The sequence below is a fragment of the Kitasatospora sp. cg17-2 genome, from assembly GCF_054031055.1.
Genome location: NZ_CM132923.1, coordinates 6149346 through 6161156, shown reverse-complemented (window position 1 = coordinate 6161156; position 11811 = coordinate 6149346). Strand labels below are relative to the sequence as shown.

13 protein-coding genes are annotated in these 11811 nt (G+C 71.5%); all 13 read right to left on the bottom strand.

What is annotated here, in order from left to right; translation table 11 throughout:
- Positions 1–44: 44 nt before the first annotated feature.
- The 13 genes from ACW14Y_RS26045 to ACW14Y_RS25985 all read right to left on the bottom strand — a co-directional run bounded on the left by ACW14Y_RS26045 (position 45) and on the right by ACW14Y_RS25985 (position 11734).
- Complete coding sequence (locus ACW14Y_RS26045) at positions 45–860, bottom strand: F0F1 ATP synthase subunit delta (protein ID WP_380387680.1); 816 nt, start codon at positions 858–860, stop codon at positions 45–47.
- Positions 857–1414, bottom strand: a complete 558-nt coding sequence (locus tag ACW14Y_RS26040; RefSeq protein WP_380300475.1) for a F0F1 ATP synthase subunit B — start codon at positions 1412–1414, stop codon at positions 857–859. The genes ACW14Y_RS26045 and ACW14Y_RS26040 overlap by 4 nt, the downstream gene beginning before the upstream one ends.
- A 34-nt stretch (positions 1415–1448) precedes the next feature.
- The gene (gene atpE, locus ACW14Y_RS26035; RefSeq protein ID WP_030392786.1) at positions 1449–1685 is read right to left on the bottom strand and encodes an ATP synthase F0 subunit C; all 237 of its coding nucleotides are present in this window, start codon (positions 1683–1685) and stop codon (positions 1449–1451) included.
- Between the two features lie 96 nt (positions 1686–1781).
- Positions 1782–2594 carry a F0F1 ATP synthase subunit A gene (atpB, locus tag ACW14Y_RS26030; RefSeq protein WP_380300476.1) on the bottom strand — a complete coding sequence of 271 codons (813 nt, stop codon included), beginning with the start codon at positions 2592–2594 and terminating at the stop codon, positions 1782–1784.
- Positions 2595–2879: 285 nt separating this feature from the next.
- Complete coding sequence (locus tag ACW14Y_RS26025; protein WP_266271499.1) at positions 2880–3323, bottom strand: hypothetical protein; 444 nt, start codon at positions 3321–3323, stop codon at positions 2880–2882.
- A gap of 282 nt (positions 3324–3605) precedes the next feature.
- Positions 3606–5012: an MraY family glycosyltransferase gene (locus ACW14Y_RS26020; RefSeq protein WP_456983633.1), complete on the bottom strand. Its 1407-nt coding sequence runs from the start codon at positions 5010–5012 to the stop codon at positions 3606–3608.
- 160 nt (positions 5013–5172) lie between these two features.
- Positions 5173–6447, bottom strand: a complete 1275-nt coding sequence (locus ACW14Y_RS26015) for a serine hydroxymethyltransferase (protein WP_380387690.1) — start codon at positions 6445–6447, stop codon at positions 5173–5175.
- A 156-nt stretch (positions 6448–6603) separates the two neighbouring features.
- Complete coding sequence (locus tag ACW14Y_RS26010) at positions 6604–7227, bottom strand: arsenate reductase/protein-tyrosine-phosphatase family protein (protein ID WP_233290170.1); 624 nt, start codon at positions 7225–7227, stop codon at positions 6604–6606.
- 47 nt (positions 7228–7274) lie between these two features.
- Positions 7275–7922, bottom strand: a complete 648-nt coding sequence (locus ACW14Y_RS26005) for an L-threonylcarbamoyladenylate synthase (RefSeq protein WP_380300479.1) — start codon at positions 7920–7922, stop codon at positions 7275–7277.
- A gap of 115 nt (positions 7923–8037) precedes the next feature.
- A complete protein-coding gene (gene prmC, locus ACW14Y_RS26000; protein ID WP_380387693.1) occupies positions 8038–8904 on the bottom strand; it encodes a peptide chain release factor N(5)-glutamine methyltransferase in 867 nt (288 codons plus the stop codon).
- Between the two features lie 58 nt (positions 8905–8962).
- Positions 8963–10039 carry a peptide chain release factor 1 gene (gene prfA, locus ACW14Y_RS25995; protein ID WP_380300480.1) on the bottom strand — a complete coding sequence of 359 codons (1077 nt, stop codon included), beginning with the start codon at positions 10037–10039 and terminating at the stop codon, positions 8963–8965.
- Between the two features lie 143 nt (positions 10040–10182).
- Positions 10183–10404, bottom strand: a complete 222-nt coding sequence (gene rpmE / locus ACW14Y_RS25990; RefSeq protein ID WP_380300481.1) for a 50S ribosomal protein L31 — start codon at positions 10402–10404, stop codon at positions 10183–10185.
- 166 nt (positions 10405–10570) lie between these two features.
- A complete protein-coding gene (locus ACW14Y_RS25985; protein ID WP_380300482.1) occupies positions 10571–11734 on the bottom strand; it encodes an LCP family protein in 1164 nt (387 codons plus the stop codon).
- Positions 11735–11811 lie beyond the last annotated feature (77 nt).

Below are 11811 nucleotides of genomic sequence, written 5' to 3'. Positions count from 1 at the left end.
GGAGCCGGTTTCCCGACCGAGGGTCGGATGTGCTGTTTCGGTGCTCAGCCTTCGAGAACCTGGCGAGCGCCCTCGAGGCGGCTCGACACGGTGCCGTCGATGATCTCGTCACCGACCTGCACCCGGACACCGCCGACGACCTGGGGGTCGACATCGATGTTCAGGTGGACCTGGCGGCCGTACAGCCGGCCGAGGGCGCCCGACAGGCGCTCCTTCTGGCTGTCCGACAGCGGCACCGCGGTGGTGACCTGGGCCACCATGCGATCGCGCCGGGCGGCGGCGAGCTTGGAGTAGGACTCCAGCCCCTGCTCCAGGCTACGGCCACGCGGGTTGTTGACGAGGCTGGTGACCAGCCGCACGGTGCCCGCGTTGGCGCGGCCGCCGAGCAGCTTCTTGATCAGGGCCGTCTTGGCGACGGCGCCGGCCTTGGGCTCGGTCAGCGCGGCGCGCAGCTCGTGCGAGCCGCTCACCACCCGGCCGAACCGGAAGAGCTCGTCCTCGACGTCGTCCAGGGCAGCGGCCCTGTCCGCGGCGATGACCTCCGCGTACGCGGCCAGCTCCTCCACGGCGTCGACCAGGTCACGGCCACCCGACCAGCGGGAGCGGACCAGGCCGGAGACCAGGTCGGCCGTCTCGCCGGAGACCTGGCCGGCCAGCAGCGAGGAGACCAGCTGAGCCTTGTCCTGACCCGACCGGGACGGGTCGGTCAGAACCCGGCGCAGCGAGACCTCGCGGTCCAGCAGGGCCGTGACGGCGGTGAGCTCCTCGGCGAGCCGGGCCGCGTCCACCGAGGTGGAGTCGGTCAGGCTCTCGAGGTTCTGCCGCCCGGCGGCGAGGGCCTCACGGCTGGCGCCGATCACTTCGCCGCACCCTGAGCAACGGCGGCCTTGGCCTCCAGCTCGTCCAGGAAGCGGTCGACGACGCCGCTCTGTCGCGCCTGGTCCTCGAGGGACTCACCCACGATGCGGGACGCCAGCTGGGTGGCCAGCGAGCCCACGTCCTGGCGCAGGGCGGCAGTCGCCTGCTTCTTGTCGGCCTCGATCTGGGCGTGGCCGGCGGCGACGATGGCCTCGCGCTGACGCTGGCCCTCCTCGCGCATCTCGACGAGCTGGGCAGCGCCCTGCTCACGAGCCTGCTCGACGATGCGAGCAGCCTCGTGGCGCGCCTCGGCGAGCTCGGCGCGGTACTGCTCGAGCAGGGCCTGCGCCTCGTTCTGAGCGGCCTCGGCGCGCTCCATGCCACCCTCGATGGCATCCCGGCGCTCCGCCAGCACCTTCTCGATGCTGGGGAGGATCTTCTTGCCGAGGAGACCGAAGACGATGAAGAAGCAGAGCAGGCCGATGATGATCTCGGGCCAAGCGGGGAGGAGAGGGTTCATCTTCTCCTCGGCCGCGAACTGAGCCGCGATGCTCATATCTGGACCTTCCTCGAATGGGTCTGCGGCGGGATTACTTGTTGCCGAAGACGAACGGCATGACGATGCCGATCAGCGCGAGGGCCTCGGTGAGCGCGAAGCCGATGAACATGTTGGAGCGGATGAGGCCGACAGCCTCGGGCTGGCGGGCCATGGCCTGGACGCCGTTGCCGAAGATCAGACCGACGCCGATGCCGGGGCCGATGGCGGCGAGGCCGTAGCCGATCGAGGCGACGGAACCGTAGACAGTGCCCTCAGCGAGGAAGCTCATTGCAGTTGTCCTTTGCAGGGTGGTGAACCGGTGGTGATTGGCCACCGGGCATTCCGGGAGGTGTGGATCGTGGCGGGCCCGGTGAGGGGCCCGGGCTCAGTGCGCCTCTTCGAGGGCACCGGCGATGTAGCTGCTGGCCAGCATCACGAAGATGTAGGCCTGCAGGAACTGGACCAGCAGCTCGAAGGCGGTGAGGCCGACGGCGACGACGAACGAGGCCGAGCCGTACAGCGCGCCCAGGGTCGGGCTGAGCAGGTACCAGGAGGCGATGGAGAACATCACGATCAGCAGGTGGCCGGCGAACATGTTCGCGAAGGCTCGGACCGCGAGCGTGAAGGGGCGCACGAAGATGTTCGAGAAGAACTCGATCGGCACCAGGATGAACATGACCCAGCCCGGGATACCCGACGGCCAGCAGAGGTTCTTCAGACCACCGACGAAGCCGTGGTTCTTGAACGTCAGACCCATGTAGGTGAACCACACGACGGCCGCGAGGCCGGCCGGGAAGGCGATCGCCGCGGTCACCGGGAACTGGGCGAAGGGGATGACCGACAGGATGTTCATCAGCCAGATGATGAAGAACATCGAGACGAGCATCGGGACGTACTTCTCGCCCCGCTTGCCGATCGTCTCCAGCACGATGGAACGCTTGACGAAGTCGTAGCCGATCTCACCGACCAGCTGCAGCTTGCCCGGGACGAGCTTCGGCTTCGCGAAGGCCGCCCAGAAGAAGCCGATGACCAGGACAGCCACGATCATCGACAGCAGCATCGGCTTGTTGAACTCGAAGCTGCCGATGGTGAAAATCGGCTCGAACTGGAACTCGTTCAGGCCGGGGGCCGGGAAGCCGCAGCCAGCGTCCCCGAAGTGGCAACTGCCTGAGGCGAGGGACGTGAGTTCAGCACTCACCACGGACTCCTTCGTCGTGACGCATGGTTACGGCAACCTCGGTGTGTCGGCATGGCCTGCGGCCACGGAGCGGCACTGGAACTTGATGGATTTCTCGCCGACCCCGCGCGGCAGAGCACTGCACCACAGCGGGATCATCGAAGACTGCCCGGATCCGGGGGGCGATCGATCCGCGCTGCGGATGGACCTGGCCTCTTCCCGTACTCCGTTGTTGCGACGGACGATAGCAGTCCGTCAGTGCGGCATAAACACCGCCCCCCTCGTTGGGGGGACAGTGGGCCGTCGTCACTGTTGACGCCCCTTGTCCGAGGGCTTCTCGGCCTTGTTTTCGGAGGCGTCGGTCTCGACGTAGAAGGTCTTGGCCTTGAGGAAGCCGCGCACCTGGAAGCCCGTCCAGATCAGCACGCAGCCCAGCAGGGTGAAGGCGAAGGCCTGCCGGTTGAAGAGCTCGGTGTCCTTGAAGACCGCCAGCACGATGCCGACCAGCAGGATCTGCGTGGTGTACACCAGCAGCCCCACGGCCATCATCATCTGCGGGTTCGACCTGGTCAGCCGGTCGAGGGCGACCTGGCCGGAGGCGAAGAAGACCAGCACGAGCAGGGCGCCGAAGAGGGCCCCGAGCAGGCCCTTGCCTCCCGCGACGGCGAAGGAGATCGCCATCGCGATGACTCCGGCGACCGCAGTGGGGATCGCGGCGCCTCGGAGGATCCGGGCGTCGTTGGACGGCATGTCGGCAACTCCGGCGGCATGTCGAGTGGCGGGGGGACGGGCACAGAACTCGGTGGGTGGTACCGGACCGAAACCACCGCGGGCCGGTCTCTCGACGGCGAGCCCGTCGAGTGGGACCCGCCAGGGACGGAAGTCATCCACCTGTCAGGTCTTTCGGCGTCTTCTCGGTACTCGTGAACGGTATCACAAACTATTTGATGAGAGCTTTACCATGAATGTGTGGTACCTGTCACACCGATGGCCCAAGGGTGCCGCCGATCGGGTGAGCCGCTTGACACACCCTCACCTCTCCCAACGGCCGCGGCCGTTGCCGTGACCTCGGCCGGTGGCCGCCGACGATCCCTTGGGCACTCCGCCGAGCAGCCGCTTGTCCTCGGCCGACAGTTCGGCCATCGGCTCGGAGCTCGTACGCCCGGCCGATTCGGCGGTGAGCTCGGTGCCCTCGGCGGTCCCGGCACTCCCGTTGCTCCCGTTGCTCGCGGTGCTCTCCGCGACCGGGGCGGCGGCGGTCCGGCGCACCGGACGGCGGCGGTAGCGCGGCGGCACGAAGGCCTGCACCGCGCGCGGGGCCCGGGGCCGGAACCGCGGGGTGAGCAGCACCACCAGGCCGACCAGGCAGAGCCCGGCCAGCGTGAGGACGACGGTCCGGCCGGTGTTGGTGACCGAGAAGGCGACGGTCCCGAAGGCGATCAGCGCGGCCCAGAAGTACATGATCAGTACGGCGCGGCTGTGCGAGTGGCCGACCTGGAGCAGTCGGTGGTGCAGGTGCCGCTTGTCGGCGGCGAACGGGGACTGGCCCGCCCAGGTGCGGCGGACCACCGCGAGCAGCAGGTCCGCCAGCGGCAGCGCGATGACCGTCAGCGGCAGCAGCAGCGGGATGTAGATCGGCACCAGGGCGTGCACGGTGGCGGTCTGCGACCCCAGCTCGCTGGTGATCAGGTCGGGGTCGACCCGGCCGGTGATCGAGATCGCGGCGACGGCCAGCATCAGGCCGAGCATCATCGAGCCGGAGTCGCCCATGAAGATCCGGGCCGGGTGCATGTTGTGCGCCAGGAAGCCCAGGCACATGCCGATCAGCAGCACGCTGAACAGCACCGCGGGGGCGGCGTCGGAGATCGTGTAGCCGTACCAGAGCCGGTACGAGTACAGGAAGAAGGCGATCGCGGCGATGCACACCATGCCGCCCGCCAGACCGTCCAGGCCGTCGATGAAGTTCACCGCGTTGACCATCACGACGACCAGGACCACCGAGATGACCATGCCCTGGGTCGGACTGACCGCGACCGGCCCGAAACCGGGCACCGGCAGGGTGATCACCGTGACGCCCTGCCAGACCATCACACCGGCGGCGATCATCTGGCCGCCCAGCTTCACCAGGGCGTCCACGCCCCACTTGTCGTCCAGCACGCCGAGCAGCCACATGATGCCGGCGCCGGAGAGCAGCGCGCGGATGTCGGTGCCCTGGGAGAACACCTTGCTCAGGTTGTCGAGCTGGGAGGCGACCAGGATGCCCGCGCAGAGTCCGCCGAACATCGCGATGCCGCCGAGCCGGGGCGTCGGCTCGCGGTGCACGTCACGCGCGCGGACCGGGGGCATCGCCCCCGCCGCGATGGCGAACTTCCGGACCGGGCCGGTCAGCAGATAGGTGACCGCCGCGGTGCAGAACAGCACCAGCAGATACTCACGCACCACTGGCCTCCCGCAGCGTTGTCCGACGGTTGGGTACCGAAGGTACTCCCGTGCCTGTCCGAGGTTCGAGGTGCGTCGCCACGGCACACACCTTATTGAGTCGGACGCCGGGGGCACGCATCGCGGTTCGCCCTACCGGGTAGGAGATTCGGAAGCGCGGTCAGCGCCGCCCGGCGAAGGCCCGCGCGAGCTCCCTGACCCGCTCCGCCACCCGGACGTCCGTACCCCCGGCGAGCAGCCGTCCGACCAGGGCGGCGATCTCCGCCAGCTCGGTCTCCCCCATGCCCTGCGAGGTCACGGTGCCGGTCCCGAGCCGGATCCCGGAGGCCTCCGACGGCGGCGCCGGGTCGTACGGCAGCGCGCACTTGCCGAACAACAGTCCGGCGGCCGCGCAGCGGCGCTCCGCCTCGGCCCCGCTGACGCCGAGCGCGCCGACGTCGGCGGTCACCAGATGGGTGTCGGTCCCCCCGGTCAACGGGCGCGCGCCGGCCTCCGCGAGCCCGGCCGCGAGCACCCGCGCCCCGGCCACCGTGCGGTGGGCGTAGGCCCGGTAGGCGGGTGTGGCGGCCTCGGCCAGCGCGACGGCCTTGCCGGCCACCTCGTTCATCGCGGCGCCGCCCTGGCTGAACGGGAAGACCGCCCGGTCGACCCGCTCCGCCAGCTCGGCGGTGCACAGCAGCAGACCGCCGCGCGGGCCGCGGAGCAGCTTGTGGGTGGCCGCCACCGTGACGTCCGCGTACGGCACCGGGGACGGCGCGACCCCGGCCGCGACCAGGCCGGTGGTCTGCGCGACGGAGGCCACCAGATAGGCGTCCGTCTCGTCGGCGATCGCCCGGAAGGCGGCCCAGTCGGGGTGCCGCGGGTGGGAGATGGAGCCGGCCACGATCGCCTTCGGCCGGTGCTTCAGGGCCAGCTCGCGGACCTGGTCGAGGTCGATCAGCCCGTCCTCGCGGCGCACCCCGTAGCCGACGAAGTCGAACCAGCGGCCGGAGAAGTTGGCCCGCGAGCCGCAACTGAGGTGGCCGCCGTGCTCCAGCGACATCGCGAGCACCACGTCTCCGGGCCGCAGCAGCGCGGCGTAGGCGGCGAGCATCGCCGCCGTGCCGGAGCGCGGCTGGACGTTGGCGTGCGGGGCGGCGAACAGCTCGCGGGCCCGGTCGATCGCCAGCAGCTCGGCGGCGTCGGCCAGCGAGCAGCCGGCGTGGTGGCGGCGGCCCGGGTAGCCCTCGGCGTACTTGTCGATCAGCGGGCCGGTGAGGGCCGCCAGCACGGCCGGGCCGGTGAGGTTCTCCCCCGCCAGCAGCTGGATCGTCTCGGCCCGCCGTTCGGCCTCGGCGGCCATCAGGTCGGCCAGCTGGGGATCGGCCCGGAACAGGGCGGCGGAGAGCGCCTCGGGGGTCTCGACGGGGCCGGTCGCGGCATCGGTGACGGTCATGGCGGGGGCTCCCGGGCGCGTCGGGTCGGATCCCTCCAGCGTAGGACCGCCCCGGCGCCCCGGCACGGCGGCGCGTGCCGGGGTACGCCCGGCCGTAGGAAGCGTCGCGAGGGGGCCGGCGGCGCCGCGGCGACCGGCCGGCGACCGGGCCGGCGCTCAGTGCAGTGCGCGGACCCCGGTGAGCGCGGTGACCACGGGGTCGACGGCGTGGAATATCTCCTCGCCGCAGTTGCGGAACATGCCGATCGGCGCGCCGTACGGGTCGTGCAACTCGTCCGTCTCGGGGTCGGCGGCCAGCAGCCAGCCGCGGAGCGCCGCGGCGGCCCGGACCAGGGCCCGGGCGCGCTCGGTCACGTCGGCGCCCCGGCGCGGGTCCGGCAGGGTCCCCGGGTCGATCGTCCGGACCAGCCGGGTGAACTCCTTCAGGGTGAAGGTGCGCAGCCCGGCCTCGTGGCCCATGGAGATGACCTGGGCCCGGTGGTCCAGGGTCGCGGTGAGCACCAGGTCGGCCTCGACCACGTGCTCGTCCAGCAGTTCGCGGCCGGTGAAGCCGCCGCTGTCGGCGCCGTACTCGTCCAGCACCGTGGCGGCGTGGTCCTCCATCGGCGCGCCGACATGGCCCCAGGTGCCGGCCGACTCGACCAGGATCCGGCCGGCCACCCGGGGGTTCAGCCGGGTGTCCAGCTCACGCCGGGTGAGCCGCTCGGCGATCGGCGAGCGGCAGATGTTGCCGGTGCACACGTACAGGATCCGGAAGTGGTCCAGCGGCCTGGGTCCCACGCTCAGGTACGGCGATATGCCGGGCCCGGCATGGAGGGAGGCGGCCGTCAACTGCCGGCCTCCAGGTCGGGGACGACCTCCCTCAGCTGCTCGACGGAGATCGCGCCGGCCCTCAGCAGTACCGGCACCTTGCCGGTGACGTCGACGATCGACGAGGCCTGGGCGTGGTCGGCGGTGCCGCCGTCCAGGTACACCGAGATGGCGTCGCCGAGCTGCTGCTGGGCCTCGTCGCAGGTGGACGGGGACGGGCCGCCGGTCCGGTTGGCGCTGGAGACGGCCATCGGACCGGTGGCGTTCAGCAGCTCGATGGCGACCGGGTGCAGCGGCATCCGGACCGCGACGGTGCCGCGGGTCTCGCCGAGGTCCCAGCGCAGCGAGGGCTGGTGCTTGGCGACCAGGGTGAGCCCGCCCGGCCAGAAGGCGTCGACCAGCTCCCATGCCTGCTCGGAGAAGTCCGTCACCAGGCCGTGCAGGGTGGTCGGCGAGCCGACCAGGACGGGCGAGGGCATGTTGCGGCCGCGGCCCTTGGCGGCGAGCAGGGCGGCCACCGCCTCCGGGGAGAAGGCGTCCGCGCCGACCCCGTAGAGGGTGTCGGTGGGCAGCACGACGAGTTCGCCGCGACGGATGGCAGAGGTGGCCTCACGCAGACCGGTGGCGCGGTCCCCGGCATCGGCACAGTCGTAGCGGCGGCTCATCGGTGCGGTCCCCTTCCGGACGAACTCGTGGTGGTGCTCGTGGTGGTACTGGTGCTGGTGCCGGCGCCGGTACGGCGCCCCGACGTGCCGCGGAGCCCGCCGGTCGCCCGGTCGGTCACAGCGACGCCTTGCGGGCCGTGGTGAAGCGCGGGCGGTTGTTCAGATCGCGGTGGTCGGCGGTGTCGGTCCAGCCGGCCTCCTCGTTGAAGATCCACGGGACCTGGCCGCCCTGGGTGTCGGCGTGCTCGATCACCACGGCGCCGCCCGGGCGCAGCAGGCGGGCGGCGACGCGCTCGATGCCGCGGATGGTGTGCAGGCCGTCCTCGCCGGAGAACAGCGACATCTGCGGGTCGTGGTCGCGGGCCTCCGGCGCCACGTACTCCCACTCGGTGAGCGGGATGTACGGCGGGTTGGAGATGACCAGGTCGAAACGGCCGTCCCAGGCGCGGTCGTCCTCGAAGGCCCGGGTGGCGTCGCCCTCGTGCAGGGTGACCCGGGCGCGGTCGGGCGAGGACCCGATGTTGCGCCGGGTGTAGGGCAGCGCGCCCTCGTCCAGCTCGAAGGCGTGGACGAGGGAGCGGGGCAGCTCCTGGGCGAGGGCGAGCGCGATGGCGCCGGAGCCGGAGCAGAGGTCGACGACCAGCGGCTCGGCCACGTCCATGTCGCGGACGGCGTCTATGGCCCACTCGACGACCGACTCGGTCTCCGGACGGGGCACGAAGACGCCGGGGCCGACCTCCAGCTCCAGGTAGCGGAAGAACGCCCGGCCGGTGATGTGCTGGAGCGGCTCGCGGGCCTCCCGGCGGGCCACCGCCTCCCAGTACCGGGCGTCGAAGTCGCCGTCCTTGACGGTGTGCAGCTGGCTGCGCCTGACGTTGTGGACGTGTGCGGCGAGTTCCTCCGCGTCGAAGCGCGGCGACGGCACGCCGGCCGCGGCCAACCGCTGGGTGGCCTGGGCCACCTCGGCGAGTAGCAGGTTCATCCGTACGACCTCTTGCTTCCGCTCTCCGGCCTCGACGTCGGTCCCGCCGCCGCCGGTGTCAGTTCTGTTGGGCCGCGGCGAGCTTGGCCGCGGCGTCCGCGTCGACGCAGGACTGGATGACGGCGTTCAGCTCGCCGTCCAGCACCTGGTCCAGGTTGTACGACTTGAAGCCCGTCCGGTGGTCCGAGATGCGGTTCTCCGGGTAGTTGTACGTCCGGATCCGCTCGGAGCGGTCCACCGTGCGGACCTGGCTGCGACGCGCGTCCGAGGCCTCGCGCTCGGCCTCCTCCTGCGCGGCGGCCAGCAGCCGCGAACGCAGGATGCGCATCGCCTGCTCCTTGTTCTGCAGCTGGCTCTTCTCGTTCTGGCAGGAGGCCACGATACCGGTCGGCAGGTGGGTGATCCGGACCGCGGAGTCGGTGGTGTTGACCGACTGCCCGCCGGGGCCGGAGGAGCGGTACACGTCGATCCGCAGGTCGTTGGCGACGATCTCGACCTCGACCTCCTCGGCCTCGGGGGTGACCAGCACGCCCGCCGCCGAGGTGTGGATGCGGCCCTGGGACTCGGTGGCGGGGACGCGCTGCACGCGGTGCACGCCGCCCTCGTACTTCAGCCGGGCCCAGACGCCCTGGCCGGGCTCGACGTTGCCCTTGGTCTTCACGGCCACCGAGACGTCCTTGTAGCCGCCGAGGTCGGACTCGTTGGCGTCGATGAGCTCGGTCTTCCAGCCGATCCGCTCGGCGAACCGCAGGTACATCCGGAGCAGGTCGCCGGCGAACAGCGCGGACTCCTCGCCGCCCTCACCCGCCTTGATCTCCAGGATGACGTCCTTCTCGTCGTTCGGGTCGCGCGGGACCAGCAGCAGCCGCAGCTCCTCGGTCAGCTCCTCGCGCCGGGCCTCGCCGGACTTCACCTCGGCGAGGAACTCCGGGTCCTCGGCGGCGAGTTCGCGGGCGGCCTCGATGTCCTCGCCGGCCTGCCGCCAGGCCCGGAAGGCCCGGGTGATCGGCGTCAGCTCGGCGTAGCGCTTGGCCAGCTTGCGGGCGTTCGCCTGGTCCGCGTGGACGGACGGGTCGGCCAGCCTCGCCTCGAGGGCGGCGTGCTCGACGAGGAGCTCTTCGACTGCCTCGAACATGGGGGTGGCCTTCTTCCCGGGGATCGGTGGGTGGATCTGAGGGGGACCGCGGAGCGCGGAGGGTGCGGGGGACGCGAACGGCGCCGGTCCCCCATGCCCCCGGAACGAGTACGGGGGCACCGGGAACCGGCGCCGAGGGAGCGCTAGGCCTTCGCGCTGTGCTGCTTGCCGAAGCGGGCCTCGAAGCGGGCGACGCGGCCACCGGTGTCGAGGATCTTCTGCTTGCCGGTGTAGAACGGGTGGCACTGCGAGCAGACCTCGGCGCGAATCACGCCGCTCTTCTCGGTCGACCGGGTGGTGAACTCGGCACCGCAGGTGCAGGTCACGTGGGTGAGCACGTACTCGGGGTGGGCGTTGGACTTCAAGGGATTCTCCTAGTGTTCGGGAGGGCACCGGGTCGGCGGCGGGAACGCCGCTCGTGAACCGGGACCGACGGACCAGTCTGCCAGGACCGGCCGCTTCTTCCCAAACCGGGGGGCGCTCCGGGATATTCCGGGCTCCGCCGGGGCTCGTACGGGGCCCGCCCGGGGCTCAGCCGCGCCGGGCGGGGGCGGTGGTGGGTGCGGTCGTGGGCGCCTTCGCCGGTGCCGTCGCGGGCGCCTTCGCCGGTGCCGTGGGGGTGGCCTTCGCGGGGGCCGTGGGGGTGGCCTGGGCGGGGTTGGACGGCTGGGCGGCGGCCACCGCCTCGGGGACCGGCCGGTCGGCCTTCAGGGCCGCCCAGAGCTGGTCCGCCTGCGGCTGCAGCTCGACCACCCGGTCCGGGTCGCCGGGGGCGGCCGTCACCGGCAGGGTGACCATGCCGAGCTGGTCCGGCCCGATCCCCTTGAGCTGCTCGGCCAGGCCGACCAGGGAGTTCACCGAGGCGAGCGCGGAGTCGGTGGTGATCGAGCGGGTCAGGGTGTCGCCGACCGACCAGAGCTTCACCGGGTTGGTCATCAGCCCGACGCCGCCGACCTGCTTGAGCAGCGAGCGCACCATCTGCTTCTGCAGCTCGATCCGGCCGAGGTCGCTGCCGTCCCCCACGCCGTGCCGGGTGCGGACGAAGGCGAGGGCCTGCTTGCCGTCCAGGTGGTGCTCCCCCGGCTGGAGGTCCAGGCCGCTGTCCTTGTCGTGGATGGGCACCGTGGTGGTCACGGTGGCGCCGCCCACGGCGTCCACGAGCCGGGCGAAGCCGGCGAAGTCGACCTCGACGTAGTGGTCCATCCGCAGCCCGCTGAGCTGCTCGACGGTCTTCACCGCGCAGGTCGCGCCGCCGGCCTCGTAGGCGCTGTTGAACATCGCGCGCTTGGCGGCCGGCACCGCCCGGCCCTGCCGGTCGGTGCACTCGGGGCGCGGGACGAGGGTGTCGCGCGGTATGGAGACCACGTCGGCGCGCGAGTGGTCCTGGTTGACGTGCAGCACCATCGCGGTGTCCGAGCGGGCGGTGCCGCCGGTGTCGCCGCCGGCCAGGTCCGCGTTGCCGCCGTCCCGCGAGTCCGAGCCGAGCACCAGCAGGTTGAACGAGCCGTCGGTGGCCGTGGGCGGGCGGGAGGTGCCGAGCCGGCCGTCGATGTCGACGCTCTTGATGTTGCCGTCCAGCCGCAGGTACGCGTACCCGGCGGCCCCGGCGCCGAGGACGACGAGCGCGACGGACCCGCAGGCGGCCGCGCGCAGGAGCTTGCGGCGGCGGCTCGGGACCCTCTTGTGTTCGGCCATACGGTCCAGAATAAATCGGACAAGATGCTTGAAAGAGACCAGAGTGTCCCAAGTCTGGAACAAACGCCGGCCGGGAA